This window comes from Alteromonas sp. (assembly GCF_984505615.1).
The window spans coordinates 1-23,524 of record NZ_CFHOXV010000052.1 but is presented as its reverse complement, the minus strand read 5'-3'; the positions used below and the strand labels follow the sequence as shown (position 1 = coordinate 23,524).

The window sequence follows — 23,524 nt, the reverse complement described above, 5'->3', positions numbered from 1 at the left end:
CGCAGCTTCGTTATTGACTTCCACCGGTAAACGCTGCGCATAGAAGGCCACCAGCGCTTCTTCGTCAACCATGATGTCCCGGCGGCGGGTTTTCTGCTCAAGTTCATCGACCTGATCAAGCAATGCCTGGTTATCTGCCAGCACGCTGTTATTCAGTTTGGTATCACCTTCAATTAACGCGTGACGGATAAACAAATCCTGAGACACATGCGGATCAATCTGACTGTAAACCACAGCCCGCTTTGGGATGATGGGCAAGCCAAACAGGCTGACCTTTTCAAAAGCCACCACAGCGCCGCGCTTTTTAGACCAGTGAGGCTCTGAATAACTGGACTGGGTCACATGCTTTGCCAGAGGCTCCACCCATGCCGGGTCAATCTTCGCATTCATGCGGGCAAACAGGCGCGACGTTTCCACCAGCTCTGCCGCCATGATCCACTTAGGTTGTGATTTTGCCAGGCCGGAGCCCGGGAAGATCATAAATTTTGAATTACGTGAGCCGAGATATTCCCGCTCTTTGTCTTTCATGCCCAGGTGCGACAACAAACCGCTGCAAAGCGCCTGATGTACAGACTGAAAATCAGCATCCTGCTTGCTGATCCCCAAACCGATTTCCACTACAGATTTTTTAAGCTGACTGACAATGTCCTGCCATTCACGCATACGCAGATAATTGATGAACCGCGCTTTACACCACTTGCGCAACTGATTATTAGACAGCGCAGCTTGCTGTTCTCTGAACGACTGCCACAAATTAAACAAACTGATAAAGTCTGAGTCTTTGTCACGGTATTCATTATGCCTTTCATCTGCCTGCTGACGTTTTTCCTGTGGCCGCTCACGGGGATCCTGAATAGATAAACCGGCAGCAATCACCATGACTTCCCGCACCGCATTCGTGCGCCCGGCTTCGATGACCATTCGTGCATAGCGGGGATCAACCGGTAAGCGGGCAATTTTGCGGCCCATGTCCGTTAACTTTGGCTGGCCTTTACCCCGCTTAATCGCCTGAATTTCTTCAAGCAACCTGAAGCCATCGGTTATATTGCGGCTGTCCGGTGGCTGAACAAACGGGAATGCGCCGATATCCCCCAACCCCAGCGCCAGCATCTGCAGGATGACAGACGCGAGATTAGTACGCAGAATTTCCGGATCGGTAAATGCCGGACGACCAAGATAATCTTCTTCACTGTATAAGCGGATACAAATCCCGTCTGATACCCGGCCACAGCGTCCGGCCCGCTGATTGGCAGATGCCTGAGATACCGGTTCAATGGGTAAGCGCTGCACTTTGCTGCGGGCGCTGTAACGTGAAATACGCGCGGTCCCCGGGTCAATAACGTATTTAATGCCCGGCACCGTTAACGAGGTTTCCGCCACGTTGGTGGCCAGCACTATGCGCTGGCCGCTGTGAGACTGGAAAATACGGTTTTGTTCTGCTGCCGACAATCTGGCGTATAACGGGACGATTTCAGTGTTCCGGTATTGCTGCTTTTGCAGTGCATCCTGGGTATCGCGGATATCCCGCTCACCACTTAAAAACACCAGAATGTCACCGGGCGCTTCCCGTTTAAGTTCATCAACGGCCCGGACAATGGCATCAGTCTGATCGTTGTCATCTTCCCGTTCTTCAGGATCGTGATAACGAATTTCCACCGGATAGGTTCTGCCGCTTACTTCAACAATAGGCGCGTCATTAAAATGTCTGCTGAAGCGTTCAGGGTCGATGGTCGCCGATGTGATAATAAGTTTAAGTTCGGGACGCTTATCTAATAACTGACGTAGATACCCGAGGAGGAAGTCGATATTAAGACTCCGTTCGTGGGCTTCGTCGATAATGATGGTGTCGTAATGATTTAAAAAGCGGTCCTGCTGCATCTCTGCCAGCAACATACCGTCGGTCATCAGCTTGACGTAACTGCTGTCGCTGACCTGGTCTGAAAAGCGGATTTTGAAACCCACTTTTTCACCTAACGGCGTATTCAGTTCTTCAGCAATACGGCTTGCCACGCTGCGGGCAGCCAGTCGTCTTGGCTGGGTATGGGCAATCATGCCGTCCACGCCCCGGCCCAACTCCAGGCAAATCTTCGGAAGCTGGGTGGTTTTTCCCGAGCCGGTTTCCCCCGCCACAATGACCACCTGATGAGAGGCGATGGCCTGTTTGATGTCTTCTTTTTTATCACTGACAGGTAACGGCGGATATTCAATGGCCGGCAAATTCTCCGCCCGTAAAGCACGTTTCGCTTTTGACGCGTCAATGCGCTGCATAACATCACTGATGGCGTCAGCCGCCTGTTCAGACTGAGATTTAATCAACCCGCTGAGTTTTTGAATGCGACGGCGTAAAGGAAAACGATCGGCCAGCATACACAATGACAACTGGTCGTATAATGAAGAAACAGAAGGCGCGGCTGGCTCAGAAGACAAGACTCTTTCCTTACTACTCTGGGACATCGAAAAAGAGGAAGAGTCTACCATAAAGCCATTATGTTGTTTAACGGCTTCGCAATTCGCCGGGGGTTAAACCTGTCCAGCGTTTTACTGCGCGCCGGAAGTTTGTAAGGTCTGAAATGGCAAGCCGCAACGCACTCTCTTCGTTGGATAACCGGCAAATTTGTAACAGAAATATGGCCTGTTCCCGCCGTACATCATCAACCAGTGCTGAAAACGTGCAATGACAGGCTTTTAGTCTTCGCTTCAGTGTTGCCGGGCTGATATCCAGCGCTGACGCGAGGTCTGTAGCGCAAAGATGCGGGTTACGCATAACTGCATTACGGATAAAATCCGGCAGCTGTACACCGCTGATTAATTGCTTTTTATAGTGAGAAACCGATGCTTTCAGCAAATAACCATCATGATGCAAAAAAGGTTTCCGTAGTGATGCGTTATCTACCGTAATGTAAAAACAGGGAGAATCGAAATGCAGGCGCCGTCCGAGATGCATTTCGAATTCAGCAATATGACGGGGGCGGGAAAACGGAAAATGAAAACTCAGTGGCAGCCTCTGACCGCACCATTGTTTCGTTAACGCGATGAATGCGGAACAGACCATGAGTGATGCAACATCGAACGCTTTATGTTTGCCGGCACTGTCCCGCAGCGTGATCACTATACCCTGCGGCCGGGGGTAAACACCAAACGACACTAACGGCGATATGTGAGATGTAAAGCGACGCAAAATCAGTAAAGCCTGCCTCAGGTTTTTACTGTATCCCATGGCTTTAAGGACACCACTATATTGTGATGTTGCCAGTGCCTGTCCGGTCTGAAAGGCAAAATCCCGCACGCCGGCGTATTTATCTGCATTCAGCATCAGGGCTGCTATCTGTAGCGGCGAAAAAGCACGCTCCTGCATGAGATCTGCGTCGAAAATACCTGTTCCCCTGAGCACCTTGTTTTTATCTGCCCCTTTGGCACACGCCACATTAAGCAGCGTCTGGCAAAACGGCAATGCGCTGACGCACCGGGCTTCCGGATTCAGCAAAGGCGCTGAAGATAACTGATGTCCCGGCTGTTTCATGCTGCCTGCGTATCCTGATGATTTAACTGGTCCTGAAGGTCTGACAGCAACCTGTTACTGTCTTGGTGCGCATCGAACTCTGCAACAGCTGTACGGACAGACTGAAACAAGGCCGTTGTATTTGCGCCGCTTTTAAATGCCAGACAATGTACCGACGTTTGAATATCACCGGCAATCCGGCGGGCATCCTGATGTGCTGTATCAGGCATTAAGATCACGAAGCGGTCTCCCGCAAAACGGCAAACGAGGTCTGACTCACGCACATGCATCACCAGCAAGCGGGCTATTTCCTGTAAAAACCGGTCACCTTCGGCATAACCGTGGGCTTCGTTAAACCGAGAGAAGCCGTTTATGTCTATCATGATTGCACTGCCTCTGCCGCCGTGCTGCTTCAGGTCTGTGAGGCGTTCCTGCCAGTAATCCGCCAGATAGAGTTGCGTGACGCTGTCTATCTGCCCATGATTACGTAACGCCCACTCTCTGCGCTGCAATTGCCTGTTCAGGGCTTTCTGCTCGTCGTGCCAGCCCAGCAATCCGGCTGTCATGATCACCATACCAAAGGCAGCCGGCATAGACTCCAGCATGCTTAACCATTCTGAAGCTGCGGAATAAGTGAACATTTCATCAAGAAAATCGAGCAATGCGGTAAATGCAAAACAGTTCAGGCCTGCCACCAGCAAGGTAGTTACCCTTCCGGGTGGCCGGCTGGCAATAGCAGCAATAATCCAGGCAAATGCGAACAGCATAACGCTGCCCTCGCCGGTGACATCCAGCCAGGCAATCTGATCAAATGGCTTTAACTGTCCATGAGAAAAACTTAAATATAATGCAATGCACTGAGCGCCAATACTGGCACCAATGAGATGACTTTGCCGGTAACGATAAACCGCATTCATAACCTGTAAAAACCTTAAATCAGACGGGGAAGTGATGATTTACCCGTTTTATATCTGTGATAACAGGGTCATTTTGGCTCACCAATGTGACAGTCCGGTGATCGTTTGCTGCACCAAACTCCCTGTCATTGCAATAACTTTATTAACATCAATGAGTTAGTGGAGGGTCAAAATGGCTCACCATTTTATTTTTTACAATAATAAATAATAAAATCAGTTATTTATGACAGTCACTGTCATCATGCGGTCACAAAATTGTCATTAACTCTTTCTAGCGTAGCGGCCAGTCACTTAACACAACGTTATAAATTCAGGAATGCACTCATGCTTCGTCTTTCAAAATTGACCACTCATTGTTTAGCTGCGCTCAGTCTTTCTTCTGCTGCCTTGTCAGTGAATGCCGGAGAAATTGCCGGACAACTGACAAACGAAGACAACTCCCGTGTTTTTGCAGGAGCTCAAATCACACTTAAAGAATTGAATCTTATTACCGAATCACGCAGAGACGGCACCTTCCGGTTTCCCTCACTGCCCGCAGGTGCCTACACGCTTCAGGTTAGCTATCTGGGCGCGCAACCTGTCACAGAAGTGGTTAATGTAACGGAAACAGGCATTGTTTCTCCTGTCATTGCACTGTCTGATAATGGCAAAGCCATCGCCGATATTCTGGTGAAAGGACAACGCAGCGGCCAGGCAAGTGCCATTAACCAGCAGCGGGTATCTGATCGCATTTCATCTATTGTCTCTGCTGACGCCATTGGTCAGTTTCCTGATCAGAATGCCGCTGAAGCATTACAACGCTTACCGGGTTTGTCGATTGAACGGGACCAGGGTGAAGGTCGCTTTGTCGGGATCCGCGGTATCGATCCTAACTTAAATAACGTTACCATTAACGGACTTAACATCCCCTCTCCTGAAGCCGGTGTGCGCTCTGTCGCACTGGATGTTATCCCGTCAGAACTGATTCAGACTCTTGAAGTGTCAAAATCGGTCACAGCAGATATGGATGGTGACGCTATCGGTGGTGCCATCGAAGTGAAAAGTGTCAGTGCCTTTGATTATCAGCAGGACACAGCCAAACTTACTATGCAGGCCAGCCACAATGAGCTGGTAGATAAAACGAGCCCGAAATTGTCAGGCAGCCTGACACACAAGTTTAATGAATCCTTTGGTGTTGCCGCAGCGCTTTCATGGTTTGAACGTGATTTTGGTTCCGACAATATTGAAAGCAACGGCGATGATGAACTGGAACAGCGTGACTATACCATCACCCGTGAGCGTTTAGGTGCTGCGGTCAATTTCGATTTCCGTCCGGACTTCAACAATCAGTATTTCCTTCGCACCCTTTACAGCGAGTTTTCTGACAACGAGTATCGTCAGGCGAACATTTTCACCTTCGATGGCGAAGACTCTGAAATTGCCCGTGAAAGTAAAGACAGATACGAGACGCAAACCATTATGACCGTGGCGGCTGGCGGTGAACACCAACTGGATACCTGGGATATCAACTGGCAGCTGGGTTATGCAAAGTCTGAGGAAGACGAACCGGATGCCCTTTACTACACGTTCGTTCAGGATAATGCCAGCATCAGTGCAGACCTCGACACCCGCATTCCGCAGCTCACACAGAATACTGAAGCCATGCAACTGGCGAATTATGATTTAGACGAAATCAGCTTTGAAGATAACTACATGAAGGATACCGAGACGAGTGCAAAAATTGACTTTGTCCGCGGTATTACCTTAGGCGATTATCAGGGCGAGTTTAAATTTGGTAGCAAATACCGCAGCCGTGAAAAAGTGAATACAAGCCAGATATCCATTTATGATGGTGACTTTGATGGCATCACAGGTGAAGGATTTGAAACTGCTACTCCGGATTGGAATATTGGTGATTTTGGCGACGGACTGGACAGAAACGCACTGCGAAATAACTTCAACAGTAACCGCAGTGCTCTTGAGCTGGCCGAACTGGACTCAGAAGTTGAGTCTAACGGGGCGTCTTATGTCAACAATGAAGATATCTTCGCGGCCTACGCCATGGTAACAGCCAACATTGATGCCCTTCGTGTGGTTGCCGGTTTACGTTATGAGCGCACGGACTTCAGCACTGACGGTATGCGGGTTGAACTGGTCGAAAATGAAGAAACGGACGTTGAAGAAGTGATCAACACCGCCTGGAATGCGGATCGTGATTACGATAACTGGCTTCCAAGTGTTAACCTCAGATACGACCTGAATGACAAAGTCGTGTTGCGCGGTGCATTTACACAAACTATCGCCAGACCTAAGTTTGAAGATGTAGCGGCATACCAGATCATCGAGAGCAAAACAGAAGAAGACGGCGACAGCTTTGTCACCTCACGGGAAGCCGAAGTGGGTAACCCGCAACTTAAGCCTTACGAATCTACCAACGTAGACCTGTCTGTTGAGTATTATCCCGGCGCAATCGGTGTGCTCTCTGCCGGTTACTTCTATAAAGACATAGATAATTTTGTCGTATATGCAGACGTAGCCGGTACAGAAGACTGGCAGGGCTATGACGAAGTGGTACAGCCTGTTAATGGTGAGTCTGCCAGCTTACACGGCCTTGAGCTGTCGTGGGTGAAAGCCTTTGATAACGGCTTTTTAATGTCAGCGAACGGTACGTTCTCGTCTTCTGATGCTACTACCCTGCTTGACGGTGAAACATTTGAAACCAGTCTGCCTAACCAGTCAGACACGGTGGGTAACCTTACGTTAGGCTACGAAAACAACCTGGTCAGCCTGCGTCTTACTATGACGTACAAGAGCGAGAACCTGGAAGAAATCGATGGCGATATGCTTCGTATGGAAGACGACCACCACCAGCTTGATTTCTCAGGCAAGTATTACATCAATGATGACATGTTGATTTATTTCAACGGCATTAATCTGAGTGACGAGCCTTACTACCACTATTTCGACCAGCGAAACCGCAATGCGCAGTACGAAGAATACGGTCGTACATTTGAACTTGGATTTACCTGGCAAATGTAACCTGCAGGCACCGTGGTGCGGCTGATGCTGCACCTCGATTTTCTTCCCTCAGACTGCTAACGATTTCAATGAGATTTAATGTGAAAAAACAACATACTCCCCTGGCCTTTCTGTTTGCCTCTCTGCTTTTTGCGCCGGGAAAGCTGATGGCCGACCCTATCACCATCGATGCAACAGCCTTTTCAATTGAAGGTAATCAGTTAACTCCGCTGGTCTTTAACAATCAGTTGCATTATCTGGTTACCAGCGAAACCCGGGGCCTGATTCTGACCGGTAAAAATCAGAATATAATCAGCACACTGCCCGGTCACTTCAGTCAATCCGATATACTGCAGCATAACGGCACCCTGACGGTTGCAGCGCTTAACAACGATACCTATGGTGTTGAGCTGTACCGCTACAACACCGGTACTAAAGAGTTTGAAAAACAGCAATCGCTGCAGGCAGATCTGGCTGACATTGAAGCGCTGTGTTTATCTGTTTCCGGTGAAAATCTGACGCTGACTACAGCAGACGCCACAGGACAAATGAAGCAGCACTGGCTGACAGACGATCATTTTACAGAAGTACGGACCGTTAATACGGGTCCGGGCATTAAAAGTTGCCAGGCTGATGTTCAAAACGGCTATGTGTATCTGGCTGATGAAAACACCGGATTGTGGCAATACGACCATCATGCCGAAGCCGGTGATGGCCGCTCCCTTATTCTGACGCAACAGCGCGGCGTAACGAGCGAAGGCGTTGAAGGTGTCGGCCAGGCAGCTGGGCTGACAGTGTTCGTTTCCCCTGACGCTCCGGTGGTGAATGTTTTCCGCAATGACAATATCAGTGAATTTAAAATAAACGGAGAACATAAATGGGAAGCAGTCAGGGCTGCCCCGTTTAACAACAATACTGTGATCGGCCTTTATGACGATAACAGCGAAAGTCTGTTTACCGCTGTATTACCGGTTTCAGCACCGCAAACGGCGACCCGCCGCACACAATCAGCAGACGGACATTTAACTGCATTCGCCCAAACCGATCCCGTTGCCCGCTTTGGTGATGCTGCTGACGATCCGGCTATCTGGTACAACGACAAAACACCTGAATCCTCAGTGATTATCGGTACAGACAAAAAATCCGGGATGGATTTATATGATTTATCAGGCAATCGACTTCAACATCTGAATGCAGGCAGGCTAAATAACGTCGATGTGCGGTCCCGCTGGCAGGTAGCCGGACATGAACTTGCCATTGCTGCAGCCTCGAACCGCACTACCCGCACGGTTGACATATTCCTGCTGGACCCGGCAACCAGAAACGCTATACCTGCCGGCAAGCTGCCCTCGCAATTAAACGATCTTTATGGTCTGTGCCTGTACCAACATACAAACGGTGTTGACGTACTGGTGAACGATACGGATGGCAGTTACGAGCGGCATCGCCTGTCTTTTGAAGACAACAAAGTGACAGGCAAGATCATCGACCGGTTTACCGTTCCTTCACAGCCCGAGGGCTGTGTGGCAGATGATGAAAATGCCATGCTGTATTACGGCGAAGAAGATGCCGGCGTGTGGAAGCGCAGTCTGGATATCAGTAACCCTGAACCAGCGCTTATTGCAAAAGCAGAAGGTGCGGTAAAAGACGATATTGAAGGTATGGGCCTGTTTGATGTGGACGGGGAACGTTATCTGATAGTGTCCAGTCAGGGCAATCACCGCTACGCCGTTTACGCCACAGCGAATAACCATTTGCTGGGCACGTTTGATATTGTGCCTGATCTTAAAAAAGGCATCGACGGGGTTTCAGAAACAGACGGGCTGGAAACCATGTCTCTGCCCTTCGGTGAAAACCTGCCGGATGGCTTGCTGGTTGTCCAGGATGGACACAACGTGATGCCTTCACAGCAACAAAACTTCAAGCTGGTTTCCGGTTCACTGCTTGCAGAATTTATCCGCAAGTACCGCCGGAAATAACAGCTCACTGCAAAACGGAGAACGGGCCCTTGCTATGGTTAATAACAAGGGTTTCTTCTTTTGGATGTCTGCCGTTGTAAGCGGTAACTTAAACAGCCATTTTGTCGTAACCCGACTGAAGCTGCTTATCAATGGCTTTTAGTACAGCGGCACGGTTTATCACGCCAACGAGTACACCGTCATCGTCGATAACAGGAAAAACCCTCGGGCGTTCGTTAATCAGTCGCTGCGCCACTTCCAGTACAGAATTCCAGGGTTTCACTGCACTGACGGTAGTTTGCATAATGTCTTTCACCCGACACACTTGCTCACGATAATAACTCGACTCAATCATCATCTTCAGACAATCCTGTTCGGATAAGAATCCCGTCACCTGCCCCCGCGCGTTTTGAACAGCGCCACCGGTCTGGTTATTTGCCAGAAGTCTTTCAACGGCTTCGGCAACGGTCATGTCTTCGGTTAATTTCACCGGATGATGATTCATATAATCGCTTACTTGCAAAGATTCCATGTTTAGCCTCCAGTACGTCACCATGACGTGTCGTTACTTTCAGCCTAGACCCTCCGTGGCCCGGACGCGAATAAATTCAGCCGGATTTGTACATAATTTTTACAATGTTTCCCATTGCTCAAAAATGCCCACGGAAAGAACACCTTTACCGTCAATTTTCGCTCTGTACATGCCCGCTGAGTTAAACGGTGCTGCAATGTTACCTTCTTTATCAATGGCAATAATGCCGCCGTCACCACCCACCGGTTTGAGCACATCAAAAATAACTGTATCAGACGCCTCTTTTAACGTTGTGCCCTGATATTTCATACGGGTACAAATATCTGCAGCAACATGATAACGGATGAAAAACTCACCATGCCCCGTCGCCGACACCGCACAACTGTCGTTGTCAGCCCAGGTACCGGCACCAATCACAGGCGAATCGCCGATGCGGCCGTATCGCTTGGCAGTCATTCCGCCGGTTGAAGTACCTGCGACCAGGTTGCCTTCACTATCGAGCACGACTGCGCCCACTGTACCGAAACGTTCATTGCCTTTTTGATCGCCGTACAAACCAGCACTTTCCATACGGGCTTTCACCTTTTTGAGTGATTCAAAGCGTCTTTCAGTGTCAAAGATATGATTATCCACCAGCGTCAGTCCCTGCTCTTCTGCAAAAGCTTCTGCCCCTTCACCGGATAGCATGACATGGGGTGATAAGTGCATGACGGCCGACGCTGCAGCGATAGGACTGCGGATGGTTTTTACTCCGGCCACCGCACCGGCATTATGGGTGCCGCCGTGCATTAATGAGGCATCCAGTTCGTGTTCACCTTCCCAGGTATACACAGCTCCGATGCCGGCATTAAACAACGGTGAGGTTTCCAGAATTTGAATTGCAGCAATCACTGCCTTTTCACCGGGCTCGCCCTGTTCAAGCAACGCATAGCCTGCTTTTGCTGCTTCACTGAGGGTATCTTTGTAGGCTTTTTCCAGTTCCGGCGTGAAATTCTTCTTTAGTATGGTTCCGGCGCCGCCGTGGATAACAATAGCCACCGGTTTATCTTCAGCCGCCACTACCTGCGAACTTAATGTCAAAGCGCTGCACATCACAGCCGCGAGAAACTTTTTCATTCCTTTTCCTTGTTGTTGTTCATGTTTAACGTCGTCCGGAGGATCAGTTCATCAGCCGCAAACTGGCTTGCACCCTGCTGCGCTGGTATAGTGCCCCGCGTAACGTTTTTCTAATGGATTTTATTTACCAATGACACAATATGCGCCATCAATGCTATGGCACGTTCTCTGTACATCATTGCTATACCTGAGATACAGCCGTATTTTGTAAAATTTCGCACCAATATCGACACAATTTTATTTTGTTCAGATAAGGCTAACTGCCTTGGCCGATATAGTCCCACCGGTCGATCTCAAACGGGCGCACAGTTTTTATCGCCCAGTGGTCGTGAATTTTGTACACTTCACCGCACCATGTAGCCTTCAAAATCATCGCAGGATGCTTGGTAACGAGCACCACTTGGGTGTCAATCTCAGGCAGATCTGCATCATCCATCGGCCAGCCCCATCTTCAAAATTTAAAACAGACTCAGTTTAAAATGCATCTTAAAACAGTTCAAAACAACTCATTTTAAACTGCATTTCTCATTTTCAAAATGTGTTTTCTCAATCTCTTGTTTTAATCGGCAGGAGTGATTTTAAAGTATCACCAAGATTTGAAAATGTCATTTTCCAATTTAATTTAGTGAGCCTGTGGTGCGGTTTAGCGGCATTTTTAGTGTCATATTATGACTTTCAAAACAAGATATCTAAAATAGACAATCTATTATATCCAGCACGCGAAAGACGTGCTTCAAACCCATTTAAAATGGCGTTTTTGAAAATTTAAATTAAAACAGCGGGTTTGTTTTTTTGAAAATTTAAAACGGTTTTTGAAGGTGTTTTGTATGTCATTGCTTACATAAATCGTGCGCACGATATTATTTTTTAATGAACGACTCAAAAATGAAAATTTAGATTTCCGGAGGTCTTGACGAATTAATTTATTTCGCTAAAGTGAGGATGACTGGACGGACATACATATTTATTTTCGGACGGACAGCAGCGTCTGCACATAAAGCACTTTGGTCGGGGCGGTATGTACAGACACCACTTATTAACGTGAGGATATTAACATGCAGAAATGCGAAGTAAAAGAGTTGCGGCGGGCAGTGCTGCTGGGCGAGGCAAGTATTCAGAACATTAAAAGCCTGCCTTTACACGCTGCCAGCAAGGGAGGGCTATCAGGTGAATACATCGAAAAGATGTTATTCAAAGTACTCGAGGATTGTAAAGAGGCGGTGCTGCTCACTACTACAGTATTAGAATCCATGACTGAAAAGAGCGATACGGGTTCAAACTAGCAACATGGCAGGGCGCTCACCTACTTCTAATAGAGTGATTTTTGTACTACACTATCTGTTCTATTAAATGCGGTGAGCGACCACCTTTGACACCATATGAAAAATACGCGCTACGCAAAAAGATAAAATACCTTCTGGTGATAGCGCTCATGCTATTTCAGGCCTACATAGGCTTTACGGATGGCCTGGCGGGATAGTTAATCCCCCGCCTCATTGTACTGCTTATTGAATCGGTCAATGATCAGTTCCATTCTCTCATCAATTTTATCGACCTGTTCACTGTTGTTTTGCTGCTCCGCCCTCTCCTTCTGCTTACGCAAATTACTTAGCATCTTCGAAGTGGCCTTTGCACGCGGTGCCAGGCGTAGTTTTGCTAAGTACTCATCACGGAACGCTTTCCGGTCTGGCCCGCGTAAAGAGCGTAATTCTTTATCCAGCGTTTCCACTTCATCAAGTCGGTTATAGAACGTCTCCTGATCGCCGTAATCATTCGTCTTACCGTAGAACCGGCGAACGAATGGCGTGCGGTCCGGCTCCATCTCGCCTTTGGCCGCCTTGCTCGTACTGTCAAAAGTATTCGCTACGAACCGACCGGCACCGCCGGCGATGTACTCAACCAGATAACGAATCGTTTCTGGATGAACATCAATGACACCGCTGCGGTATTCACTGCCGCCAGTAGCTTCGTTCAGGCCCATCGCTGCAGACTTATAGAACTGATTGGTGGATTTGAACGGTGTGGCCGCGTCGGATTTCTTCGTATCGAAGCGGTCATTGTTGTCATTATAAATATTGGCGCCGAAGAAGTTGGTGTTATCCACAAGCTCAAATCCGGGCTTCATGATTTGTGGGGCGCCTGTTTTAATTGTAGTGGCAAGTGCATCACTGCCATCACCTAAACCCAGTGGTAGGAACGAAGCAAGAAAGGCCTTAGCTAGCCAGCCGGTGTTCTCAGCTACATCACCTTCACCGAAGGTTACATCTTCGAATGCAGTACCGATATTGGCAAAGATGTTATAGCCGTACGGCATAGGCAGCGTCACATAGTCGTTACTGCCCGGCATCATCAGCACGAAGTTTCGTTCTTTTACATGCTGCGGCACTTTATCCCAGTAACTCTCACCGTCATCATCTTCACCGGCGATCAGGCGGTTGAGTGCAGCCATGCCGAAACCGATACCGGCCATGACTATGCCTGCCTTCTGTGCAAGGTTGAGCTTTTTCTTACCGTCGACAACTTTAAAATTACCAATAGCACGGGCAAAGTTGGCCGTTCCCTGAATACCGGCATTCGCGAACAGATAAAGCGAGTTCAGCCACGTTCCTGCCTCACCCTTGCGATTAAAGTTAACCGTGAGATCTTTTGCCAGCAGTGCCGCCTGGCGTTCAGTGACACCGGCGTCGATAGCGTTTTTATAAACTGACAACCGGATCGCGTTTTCTACCGATGAGTTGTAATCGTCAATGAATTTCAGCGCCTTCTTACCGTACTGCAGCATGCCTTTTTTGCTCTGCAATTGCATCATGGCCTGCAGTGCACTGGTTTGCTGGTCCAAGTCCTTCATGTCAAAGTAGCCAGTTTTTGCACCATTCTTCCTAAACTGGTCAAAGTGCTGTGACCATTCGCTCGATAAGTCGTCATCGCGCAGCGCTTTGCGGATCCCGTTGAATGATTTCGGCAAGTCTTTAAGTACATTGGCTGAGAACTGCTTAATGTCGACGCCTTTAATACGGCCGTCATTCAGATCAGATTCTGCCGCCAGATTGAACAGTGCGGTCTGAATATCCCGCGAAGCGTTGGTAAACAGGAACTCAGGGTTGGCGGATGTGGACATGGTAGCAAGGTAGCGGTTAATTGAACCCAGTACCCGGGTAACAAAATTGCCGTTATCGACACCCACGTTTTTCAGCTGCTGCGCGAGCACCGGATCAGCAAAGTGCAGGAAGTATTGTTTGCCATCCCGCTTTGTTGCGAACCAGGGCTCATTTGGGTTGCGTGCAGCTGCGGCCATTTCGATGTGATTCATTGGCCGGGTGATTTTCTTGCCGTCCTTGTCTTGCGCAACTTTCATCGGGCCCTGGGTGGTATACGCATTCCAGTAGTCTTCATTCGGCACTTCTTCAATCAGATTTAACATTGCGTTACCGACCTGATTTTTTTGACCCCTGACAATGGCCTGTTGCGTATCCAGGTAAGCATGTACCAGCGGGCTTTCTGCTTTCGACTTCCGGCCCATAGCTTTCATGCTTTCTTTACCCGTGATATTGAAACCGGCGCCCGTGCCTTTCGGCTTGCCACCTTCATCACCGGCCTGCCCTTTCAGTGGCACATAGAACTTATAGCCGTTCTGATAAGAACTGAATGTCTCATCATCAATCAAACCCTGGCGCTTCATTTCCGCTGTGCGATCGTCAATCATCTTCCGGACACTGCGGGCCAGTTCGTTAAACTGTTGACGACGAGGATCCCGGTTAACGCTGTCGATAATCGCTTTTGCTTCTGCATCGCTCATACCGGAGCCGGATTGCGTTGACTCATCCACGTTTTCGTAAATGTGCTTGTTACGCTCCGGGGCATGCAGGGCATACAGGTAAAGGTCCAACTCCTGCTGCGAGATGTCGGCCGCGGCCATTTTTTTCGCCATTGGCTCGATAAATTTCTCATCCAGTTGTCTGAAGTCTTCCTCTACTTTCCCGTAATACAGCGCTTCGGTGCCATACACATCGGAAGATTCAGAGATATTACGGCCGCTATCCTTAATGGCTTTCTGGGTTTGTTTTACCCGGCTGAACTTATCCTGCAGGCGCCGGATGATGTATTTCTGAATCATGGTTTCATCGGGTACACGGAAAGCGGGTGATTCAGATTCATCCGTCCTGCGGAACAGCGGCACATCGTTATCAACAGTATCACCGTTCTGTGAAGCTTTGCGGGCCTGCCGGAGAATATAAAACAAGTCGCTATCGCTGACATTCGACAGATTCATTAATCCCAGCTTCTTCAGGCCCTGACGAACCGCGCCGACGAGTTCCCGGGCCATACGTTTAACAGACGGCTTATTATCTTGCTGCAGATGCGCAAGTAATTCGTCCATTAATACCCGGTGTTTCACATCCTGCGGCCAGTCTGTGCCTTTAATGCCAGAGATATAACCTTCCAGATTAATGCCGTGACGAGCTGCGGTTTCACGCAAGCCTTTCATGCCACCAATGGCGGTAAACAGCTTATTGAGTTTCTGGGTAATGTCTTTGCCGAACAGATTGCTAATGCCCTGGTGACCATACGCTTCATGAAAAAGCGTTGTTTCCAGATCGACGGGGCTGGTATGCTGGTCTAAAACCACAAAGACCTTACCTTTATGGAATACGCCTTTTACATCGCCCTCTGCGCCTTGCTGCTTGGCATGCTCTTTTATATCGTCAGGAAGTTGATCATAAGACGACGCCACAACAAAGTTGTCGCCAGCGCCGTCACTGAGCCCAGCACGGAAGTCGCTGATGACTTTATCTGCATCCGCCGCGCTGACAACAGGACGACTGTTGTTAGTCGGGGTGTCGGGGTTACTGGCCCGCTTGAATAGTGCGACGTTGCCGTTATCAGTTTCCCTGTGTTCGATAGTTCGGAAGAACCGATCAAAAGCGGCATTAATCTTTTTCGCCTCGGCTTCTGTGGGGTATGGGTAGGTTGTGCCTTCCGTTTCCGTTTCAGCCCACGCGCTTTCGCTGACCACATTAGCCAGGTAATCATTTTGCTGGGCATTGCCGTCGAGCTTATCAATGATGTATCGCTCAAATGCCCGAGCCGCCATTTCTAATTTCGTATCCCAGTAACGCTTGCTCTGGCGCTTGTCCAGTTGCCCGCTTCGCGCTGGCATCTGAGTGTCTTCAATGGCGTTAATCACATTCAAAAACGCTTCACGCATTTCCGGCCGGATCCCTTCAATTCGCTTATAACGATTTTCTTCAGTCATGTACGACTGCTTACTTGTCGAGCCATTAGCAAAGTAATTATCCAGTGCATGGAACCACTCATGAGCAAGTGAGCCGGAACCGTTTTTCTTTGTCAGGTTTATGACGGCATTACCTGTTTCATAATGCGCAGCTGCTGGGTTCTTCCCACCGTTCCCACGCGCACCAAAGGCAATACCCAGCTTGCCATCAAGAGATAGCGCCCGAGGGGGCACGCCAATCGCTTCAGATAAATCAATTAGCCCATCGTAAGCCTGATTAAGATCCTGCTGCCGTTTTTTGTTCTCGACATAATTGCCGAACTGCACGCCACGGAAACCAAACTCTTCAGAGAAGTAATCAGGGCTTACATTGCCTTCAAACCGTGCTTGCCCGACGCGCTTTCTGTTTTCTGGTCGCCGCATTGATGGCGTTTCTTTCAGTTTTGCCAGCTTGGCCTCTACTGCATCACGGTTATCGCGCAGCTCTTTGCGAGCATCCACAATGTTGTCGTGGGAACTGATCCGCAGAACGCCGTTAGCACCCTTCCAGCCTAAGAAATACTCTTTGGTATATCTGTCCTGATAGACAGAGATTTTACTTTGCCGTTTTCCTGCCTCCGCTTTTTCGCCTTTTAACTGCTTACGAAGGAATGCGGTGGCCTCTTCCTGTGTATCAAACGACTGGTTATAGTCCGGGCGTCCGTCTTTCGTGATGAAAAATTTATTTCTCGGCTTGTCGAAACGCTCACCGTTGAACATGGAAAAACTGCCGGAATCAATACGCCAGCGCTTACCGGCCTGTTTAAGCGCTTCAGCGCTGACACTATCAAAGGCATCAACAGATTCAGCAATCCCGCTAAACCGGATCCCCATACCGCGCACTTTTCGTTTTGCTTCATCCAGCGTAATAGTGCCATCAGTCAAATCGCTTGAAATTTTACGTGCACGGTTAACCGTATCTGACCACGAGGACACTTTGTATTTGGTGCGCGGCTTTGTCGGAATACTGGCTTTCAGCATTGAGATGAAACCTAGCACCTTTTTATCAGCGCCTTCATCCGACATTTTTTTATAGTCCGGATCAGGGAATGACTTGCTTAGCGGCACAGCTGAAACATCTATTTCTTCTTTTACCGTTTCACTGAAACCACCCCAAGTGTGTTTTTTTGCCCCCTCAAGCTTTTCACCAAAGTCGCTAATCGTATCGATTTTTTGCTGATCACGGGGAGTGCTGTTTTTAGGCTTTAACGTAGGACTGGCGGGGCTTTCAGGCTGGTCTGCTGCACCATTTTTGTTCCGTCTGATTTTCAACATCTCATCGAAAGATGCAGGGTCGCGGGCTGATTTACTTAACGCATAGCGCACTGCCATATCATGATCCGCTCCGGCTTCTCTTGCCCGAGCGTAAGCACTCTTCACATAATTCTCATCACTCGCCATCAGGTTAATATCCTGATAGTTTTCGGGCTCAGTCTGTTTCAGTTTGCCGAGAATATCCGTATAAGTCTTTTTACCCTGCAGTGATGCGTCACGCATGCCGCCCATAACCATCTTACCGGTTCGCTTACCCTGCCCGCGCAAGTCACCCCAGTCTTCGGTAGTTGATTGCATGAATGAGTTCCCTTTTTGGGAATCAAACAATGTAGTGAGTTCTTCAGAGCTTGCAGTATCAAAATCCGTTTTTGGCTGAAGCTTCGCAAACGCCTGCTTCGATTTACGCGGCTTTTTCAGCCACGTTTTGAAATCATCGACTGACGTTTCAGTGATATTGCCCAGGCCTTGCCAGTTCTCGTCATAGTTGGCACGATAGGCGGCTTCTGCCTCTTCAACAGTATCAAAGCCCATCATTGCCTTGGCTTCGTCAAATTCTCCTGTTTTCGGGTCCACTTGATCAACGACAAACACTTTTTGACTATCCGGCTTGTCACCCACAAATACATCAATAGCATCACCATCAGCACCAGTAGTTGCTTTAATGTCTCCATAGTGGTGCTGCATTTGGGTTTGCCATTCGTTTCCGTCTGCATCGGTGCCGCTCCGGGTTGAACCCTTGGGGTTTTCGATTGAGATATTCAGGCCATGCAGTTTGATGCGGCCTTTCTTATAGTTGCCTGCATCTTTCTGCGCCTGAGTGGGTTCGGGCAAATCATTGGTCGGGCTGGTTGCGGCTTCGTTCGCTCGAATATCGATATCCGTTAATGCGTCGGCATTGGTTAATGCGCTGTCATTTCCGATTCGTCCATCAGCCAGAGTTCCAGCCTGTCCATCAGTGGCTGTAGGTAATCCGGGATCGGTTTGCACTCCGTTTCCGCCAGACTGTTCAGCCAGTTGTGGAATTCCAGCGCTTCCGCTTTGGTCAATATTTCCCACTCTACCGCTGTATTCAGTTCCTGTATCAATTCCGCTGAGGTCATTATTTCCTGCATTGGGGTCTCCAATATCCGGTAAATCAGCAAACGGATCTGACTGCGAACTGGTTACCCAGCCATAGCCACCATTGACGCGCACAACTTCGGGGTTTAACCCTTGATCCCGGGCGCGTTTGAATTCCTGGGTAAGTTCTGCAGCGCGACGACCACCGAAGGGCTTGCCGTCTTTTTTCATCTGCACGCCACGGTTATCGCCGGCAAAGATGATGTCTTTCTGGGGCAGTAGCTGTTGCTGATTCTGCGCGTCCTGTGCACGCTGACGGCGTTGCAGTTCTGCACCGGACTGTTGCTGTTGCTGGTTCCAATAAGCATCACCGGCGGCATTCGGGTTCGCAGGTTCCGGCGTCGGGCCGGATGCATAAATCACATCGTTGTAACCCAGTTGTCTACCGGACCGGTCAAATACCTGACCGGCAAATTCCTGCGCTTGCTGTTGCGGGCGACCATCGGTGCCGTAAATGACATCAGAACGGTCAGGCAAACCATACGGTGAACGGTATTCACCATCAATCACCGGCGCTTCAAGGACATTACCAACAGGCACAGAGTTCGGGGTTTCCCGGTATTGTTCGTATTCACCTTCGTACTGGTACGGCTGCATCTGGCCGCGGTATGGCATGTCGTTCTGACCGAATTGCCAGTTTGGCTCCCAGTCTTTTGCCTTATCATTACCCGGTATAACAGCTATATCTGCGGCATTGGCCGGCTGGTCTGATTCTGGTGTCACATTAGCGAATGGATCAAGATCAGGGTCTGCTGCCGGCGCGGCGGTTAAATCCAGTTCCTCATCATTGTTCAGCTCTTGTTGCGGGCGGAAACGATTCAGGCCAAACTGGCCGGCTTCAGTGGCGCCACGAATTGAGCCGCCGACTGCTGCGCCCCCAACAAATGCTTCATCAAGATTTTCCAGTTCATCAATTGATTTACCACCACCCCACTGTGCCAGTGCTTCCTGACCGGTTTCAGTCGCACCTTCACCCAGCATTGACTGTCCGATACGCTTGCCAATATTGCCGCCTTCACCACCAAATACTCTTCCTATAGCAGTTTCAGCACCAAGACGTTCAAGCCCCATCTGTCCAAAGCCGGAGGCCACGGCACGCCATGGCTGCTTGTCTTCCTGTTCTTCATAAGCCTCATTCGCTAAACCGCCACCCATTGCAAATGCGGTAACAGGGTTAAAGGCGGCAGCCATCATGGGAATAGACTGTGCAGTCATTTCGCCCACATAACTTGCCGCATCGCTTACGGAACCGATATCTTTGTAAGAGGAAACGGCAGGCTGATATTGTGCCGCCTCTTCCTGATTACGCTGAATGCCTTCATCGGCCCAGCGTGAGAGTGCACCGCCCTGACCTATCGCGCTGGCGATGCCACGCCCGACACTGCCGGGGGCATAATCATTCGGGTTTTCGCCGACTTCGGTAAAGCCCTTTACAGCCCGATATCCGGTTTCCTGCAGTTGGTCGATACCGGAACCAAGCGCAGCAAGCAGGCCGGACTTCTTTGCGTCCGGTAAATCAGCAAACGGATCCGACTGTGCATCAGGTAAATCGGCAAACGGGTTGTTATCAATAGCCATTTATCACCTACAGATTAATTTGGTTTTCGGGTATGCCACGCTCTATGAGGAGATTACGTACAGCCTGCGGATCTTTCCCATTCTTAATGGCATCAGCTGCTTGCTGTAGAAGTTTTTGCTGACTTTCAGTGAGTTCTTTTGGGTTCGGAGCTGGCGCAGCATTCGGGTCGTAGTTTTGCGAAAAGTTGTAAGCATCAGAGGCAAGCTTTCTGGCTCTTGCATCCATTTCTTCAGGCGTAATATCGATATACCCGTTAGCCTGCATAGTCTGAAGCTTATCGATGGCTTCCCTATACCCGCGCTGCAATGCATCATCTTGTGACATCTGGCGAGAATCGAAGACGTACTGTTTAAGTCCCTTATCTCCGAATATTTGCTGAATAGTCGCCCACTCTTTCTGTTTGGCTGTTGGTCCGTTCGCTGAGTCAGTAGGCATATTTGAAGTCATGAAACGGCCCACTCCCTGCCCCACCTGATCATAGACACCGGATGATTTTAAAATGGTCGCCAGTTGCCCCATTGCGCCGACTTTGCCGATCAACTCTTCAGGAGTGAAAACCTTTTCAGGATCATCAGGGTCAATGCCTCGCATTTCGCTGATATAAGAGGTGTACTGGCCCTTGTCCGTTGTTACACGTACTGGTATTTTAATGCGGGAATTGCCGTTTTCATCGGTTACTTCCTCATAATCAATGGCTTCAATGTCTTTGATAATACCATCGTCACGACCGGTCATATTGCCGACATTGCGGTTAAGCTTCGATTTGTACAAGCTGTTGAAATTACTCACTACGCTCTGACGATCGCCTTTCTGGAATGCCTGGTTTAAAGCAATAGCTTTATCCGCACCGAACGCACTTTGTAACAATTCTATGTCGGTGCCTTTGAATGTAGGATCAGTGACAAATCCTGCCCAGTCACCGGTGGTGGTATAGGTATTAATCCGCTGCAGGCCCTGGGCTCTCTTATCTGCTTTATTTTGCTGATTCACCGCTGTGGTCCGAGCCTTTTGCAGCTCCATTTCAGAGTTGTGCTTCTCGGTTTGCTGGTCGAGGCCGGTTTGAAAGTTCCCAATTTGTAGCTTGTTGAGTTCGTTTTGCAATCCGTAGCCAGTCATTCGCGCTGCAGATTCTGCTGCCGCCCGTTCGTCGGCACTTTTCTGTAACGCAAGCTGATCTTGTCGATACTGATTATTCAGCCCCATCTGCTGCTGCTGCGCCTGAAACTGCCGTTCGCGCATATCGTTATTTTCGCGACGCTGAATAGCGCCTTCCATGGCGTTAAAGCCACCAAGAAAACCCTGTGCTAAACCCGACATTTAAAATAACTCCGTAAGTAATAAGCCTGCAGCCAGACCTATACCGCCAGTAGCAAGACCTGAGGCCAGTAACGTTCCTGTTCCGGCGGCGGCTGCACCACTTGAAATTGCCGTAGAAGCGGCTGTCACCCCTGCCGTAGCTCCGACACTTGCACCGGTAGCCGCATTCGTTTTCTTTGCGGCATCTTCTGCGGCTTCAATGTTGTCGTTAGCGATATTGCGTTGCTGTTCAGCCTGAGCATTTTGCTCCATTCCTGATAAAGCCTGGTCTTTCGTAGATGTACCTGAATTCAATAAGCCGTAACCCATGTCATTAACCTCTTATCATGTCTTCAGTAACCATTGAGCGAGTAGTATTCGCACCGGTGATAATCCCGGTTTGCTGGTCATAGTTAGCGATGCGTGTGTTGTTGCGTGCGCGTGCGGTTGAAATTGCCCGCTGCAAATCGTTCTGGCGCTGTGATGACGCCTGGCCCTGTGCAGTTTGTGTCAGACCATAGCGCTGCTGCATGATGTTGCCGGCGCTCATGCCCGGATTGTTATAAGCTGCGCCGACATTGGCGGTAATCCGTGCCAGTTGCTGGTCAAGCAGGTCTGTTCCGCTGGCATAGTCCAGCAACTTCTGCTCGTAGGGCCGGAACCGGTCCTGATAGTCTGCGTATTCACTTTTAATGATGTTGGCATATGTTTTCGACGCATAGTCATCATCATTCGGGCTGACGTAACTCATGTTCTGAGGATCGGCCAGCGTTGTATTCAGGGTGTTTAAATTGGTGTAGTAGTCGGGAAAATAATCATTCTGGACATAACTGCCTTTGGCAATGCTCATTACGACTGCCCTCCGGCGCTGTTTTTATCGTACTGGCTGAGGCCGTAACTGGTGGCCATACCCAGACCGCTGCCAACGAGTCCCCGCGTTTCATTGGTGCTGCGCATCGCATTATTTGCAGAGTTATAGGCATTCTCTGCGCTCATACTGGAAATCGTACCCATACCGTCAATGGCTGTGGTAGCCTGACCCTGACCGATGGCGGCGACATTTTGCAGACCGCCGATATAGCGGTTTTGCTGCGACATCTGCCCCTGATTCATCATGTCCGCTTTCACGCTTCGTTTGTTACGGTCAAGCTTTTCCAGTTCTGCTTTGAATAATCCAGAATTGGGGTTAATGCCTGAACCGAGCATGCCGGTAGCGCTTTGATTAACTGCCTGCGAATACTGCGCCTCGACGGGTACCGCTGCCATGTTGGCAGCCTGCTGATATTGAGAATCAGAGTTCATGGCATCTACCTGGCGCATGTAGTTATTTTCAACCGGCCGGTAATTATCCAGATAATCATTCCAGCGCTTCATGCTGACGCTTGCCAGTGCCTGCTGCTGATCTGTTTCTTCTACTTTGTTGCTTCCGCCACCGCCGCCCATGGTTAAACCTCTTTCTGATAAATGGTGTAATCTTCACGCATACCGACAGGCCGGTAGCCATAACGGGCTGCCAGCTTTACGAAGCCTTTGCGCTTAGTTTCGAACCGGATGAATTGCATACCGGTCGCCTTTGCCATCCGGTAAATGAAGGTGAAATCTTCAGCCATTGACTGGCCGTCAGTGTGAATACCGACCCATGCGAGAATGCCGGGCCGGCCAATGCCGTCGAACACGGGCTTTAAGATAAGCAGCATGTTCATGTGATAAACGGGAATAGCATTGCCGGTCTGTAGTGCTTCTGTTACCACGGTCAACAGCTCAGGCTCACCGAAACGCTGACCAAGCCTTTCAATGAGGGGAATGAATTTTTCAGGGAGCATATTTTGCGGGCGCAACAACAGAAAAACCCCGCATAGAGCGAGGTTTGGCATCGTGGTAATACTAGCGTAAAAAGTGGTCTATTGCTTAATGCCAGTCAGTTAAGCTGACTGGCATTTTTCTTTTTATGGGGGTAGCGGCTC

At 49.3% G+C, this 23,524-nt stretch carries 15 protein-coding genes; 3 read left to right on the top strand and 12 right to left on the bottom strand.

Annotated features, from left to right (window positions below):
* The 3 genes from hrpA to AC4PME_RS18835 form a co-directional block, all read right to left on the bottom strand.
* Nucleotides 1-2,454, bottom strand: a 2,454-nt coding sequence (gene hrpA / locus AC4PME_RS18845) for an ATP-dependent RNA helicase HrpA (protein WP_491529700.1), incomplete at its 3' end; no start/stop codon positions are given.
* Nucleotides 2,455-2,494: 40 nt separating this feature from the next.
* Nucleotides 2,495-3,520, bottom strand: coding sequence for an AraC family transcriptional regulator ligand-binding domain-containing protein (locus AC4PME_RS18840; protein ID WP_491046655.1), 1,026 nt, complete (start codon nucleotides 3,518-3,520; stop codon nucleotides 2,495-2,497).
* Complete coding sequence (locus tag AC4PME_RS18835; RefSeq protein ID WP_491046654.1) at nucleotides 3,517-4,416, bottom strand: GGDEF domain-containing protein; 900 nt, start codon at nucleotides 4,414-4,416, stop codon at nucleotides 3,517-3,519. The genes AC4PME_RS18840 and AC4PME_RS18835 overlap by 4 nt, the downstream gene beginning before the upstream one ends.
* A gap of 324 nt (nucleotides 4,417-4,740) precedes the next feature.
* Between AC4PME_RS18835 and AC4PME_RS18830 the strand changes: the two genes are divergently transcribed.
* Nucleotides 4,741-7,434, top strand: coding sequence for a TonB-dependent receptor (locus tag AC4PME_RS18830; protein WP_491046653.1), 2,694 nt, complete (start codon nucleotides 4,741-4,743; stop codon nucleotides 7,432-7,434).
* Nucleotides 7,435-7,514: 80 nt separating this feature from the next.
* The gene (locus AC4PME_RS18825) at nucleotides 7,515-9,392 is read left to right on the top strand and encodes a phytase (RefSeq protein ID WP_491046652.1); all 1,878 of its coding nucleotides are present in this window, start codon (nucleotides 7,515-7,517) and stop codon (nucleotides 9,390-9,392) included.
* An 88-nt stretch (nucleotides 9,393-9,480) separates the two neighbouring features.
* Here the strand turns inward: AC4PME_RS18825 and AC4PME_RS18820 are convergent, their stop codons facing one another.
* The 3 genes from AC4PME_RS18820 to AC4PME_RS18810 form a co-directional block, all read right to left on the bottom strand.
* Entirely contained in the window at nucleotides 9,481-9,903 is a 423-nt protein-coding gene (locus tag AC4PME_RS18820) for a CBS domain-containing protein (RefSeq protein ID WP_474851347.1), read from the bottom strand.
* Nucleotides 9,904-10,002: 99 nt separating this feature from the next.
* Nucleotides 10,003-11,019: an isoaspartyl peptidase/L-asparaginase family protein gene (locus tag AC4PME_RS18815; RefSeq protein WP_491046651.1), complete on the bottom strand. Its 1,017-nt coding sequence runs from the start codon at nucleotides 11,017-11,019 to the stop codon at nucleotides 10,003-10,005.
* A 256-nt stretch (nucleotides 11,020-11,275) separates the two neighbouring features.
* Nucleotides 11,276-11,455 carry a hypothetical protein gene (locus AC4PME_RS18810; protein ID WP_491046650.1) on the bottom strand — a complete coding sequence of 60 codons (180 nt, stop codon included), beginning with the start codon at nucleotides 11,453-11,455 and terminating at the stop codon, nucleotides 11,276-11,278.
* A 619-nt stretch (nucleotides 11,456-12,074) separates the two neighbouring features.
* On the opposite strand from AC4PME_RS18810, the gene AC4PME_RS18805 reads away from it, so the two are divergent.
* Nucleotides 12,075-12,302, top strand: coding sequence for a hypothetical protein (locus tag AC4PME_RS18805; RefSeq protein ID WP_491046649.1), 228 nt, complete (start codon nucleotides 12,075-12,077; stop codon nucleotides 12,300-12,302).
* Between the two features lie 197 nt (nucleotides 12,303-12,499).
* On the opposite strand, the gene AC4PME_RS18800 is transcribed toward AC4PME_RS18805, so the two are convergent.
* The 6 genes from AC4PME_RS18800 to AC4PME_RS18775 are packed head-to-tail and all read right to left on the bottom strand — an operon-like array spanning nucleotide 12,500 to nucleotide 23,383.
* Nucleotides 12,500-20,263: an LPD38 domain-containing protein gene (locus tag AC4PME_RS18800; protein ID WP_491046648.1), complete on the bottom strand. Its 7,764-nt coding sequence runs from the start codon at nucleotides 20,261-20,263 to the stop codon at nucleotides 12,500-12,502.
* 7 nt (nucleotides 20,264-20,270) lie between these two features.
* Nucleotides 20,271-21,581 carry a hypothetical protein gene (locus AC4PME_RS18795; RefSeq protein ID WP_491046647.1) on the bottom strand — a complete coding sequence of 437 codons (1,311 nt, stop codon included), beginning with the start codon at nucleotides 21,579-21,581 and terminating at the stop codon, nucleotides 20,271-20,273.
* Complete coding sequence (locus AC4PME_RS18790) at nucleotides 21,582-21,890, bottom strand: hypothetical protein (RefSeq protein WP_491046646.1); 309 nt, start codon at nucleotides 21,888-21,890, stop codon at nucleotides 21,582-21,584.
* Between the two features lie 4 nt (nucleotides 21,891-21,894).
* Nucleotides 21,895-22,410, bottom strand: coding sequence for a hypothetical protein (locus tag AC4PME_RS18785; protein ID WP_491046645.1), 516 nt, complete (start codon nucleotides 22,408-22,410; stop codon nucleotides 21,895-21,897).
* Nucleotides 22,410-23,003, bottom strand: coding sequence for a hypothetical protein (locus AC4PME_RS18780; protein ID WP_491046644.1), 594 nt, complete (start codon nucleotides 23,001-23,003; stop codon nucleotides 22,410-22,412). The genes AC4PME_RS18785 and AC4PME_RS18780 overlap by 1 nt, the downstream gene beginning before the upstream one ends.
* A gap of 2 nt (nucleotides 23,004-23,005) precedes the next feature.
* Nucleotides 23,006-23,383 (bottom strand): hypothetical protein, encoded by a 378-nt coding sequence (locus AC4PME_RS18775; RefSeq protein WP_491046643.1) that lies wholly within the window; start codon nucleotides 23,381-23,383, stop codon nucleotides 23,006-23,008.
* Between the last annotated feature and the right edge of the window lie 141 nt (nucleotides 23,384-23,524).

Bases quoted from the DNA above. Each gene is read 5' to 3' on its own strand.
- AC4PME_RS18805 (WP_491046649.1), top strand. From the start codon at position 12,075: ATGCAGAAATGCGAAGTAAAAGAGTTGCGGCGGGCAGTGCTGCTGGGC.
- AC4PME_RS18795 (WP_491046647.1), bottom strand. From the start codon at position 21,581: ATGTCGGGTTTAGCACAGGGTTTTCTTGGTGGCTTTAACGCCATGGAA.
- AC4PME_RS18790 (WP_491046646.1), bottom strand. From the start codon at position 21,890: ATGGGTTACGGCTTATTGAATTCAGGTACATCTACGAAAGACCAGGCT.
- AC4PME_RS18810 (WP_491046650.1), bottom strand. From the start codon at position 11,455: ATGGATGATGCAGATCTGCCTGAGATTGACACCCAAGTGGTGCTCGTT.
- AC4PME_RS18830 (WP_491046653.1), top strand. From the start codon at position 4,741: ATGCTTCGTCTTTCAAAATTGACCACTCATTGTTTAGCTGCGCTCAGT.
- AC4PME_RS18815 (WP_491046651.1), bottom strand. From the start codon at position 11,019: ATGAAAAAGTTTCTCGCGGCTGTGATGTGCAGCGCTTTGACATTAAGT.
- AC4PME_RS18835 (WP_491046654.1), bottom strand. From the start codon at position 4,416: ATGAATGCGGTTTATCGTTACCGGCAAAGTCATCTCATTGGTGCCAGT.
- AC4PME_RS18840 (WP_491046655.1), bottom strand. From the start codon at position 3,520: ATGAAACAGCCGGGACATCAGTTATCTTCAGCGCCTTTGCTGAATCCG.
- AC4PME_RS18780 (WP_491046644.1), bottom strand. From the start codon at position 23,003: ATGGGCGGCGGTGGCGGAAGCAACAAAGTAGAAGAAACAGATCAGCAG.
- AC4PME_RS18785 (WP_491046645.1), bottom strand. From the start codon at position 22,410: ATGAGCATTGCCAAAGGCAGTTATGTCCAGAATGATTATTTTCCCGAC.
- AC4PME_RS18800 (WP_491046648.1), bottom strand. From the start codon at position 20,263: ATGGCTATTGATAACAACCCGTTTGCCGATTTACCTGATGCACAGTCG.
- AC4PME_RS18775 (WP_491046643.1), bottom strand. From the start codon at position 23,383: ATGCTCCCTGAAAAATTCATTCCCCTCATTGAAAGGCTTGGTCAGCGT.
- AC4PME_RS18820 (WP_474851347.1), bottom strand. From the start codon at position 9,903: ATGGAATCTTTGCAAGTAAGCGATTATATGAATCATCATCCGGTGAAA.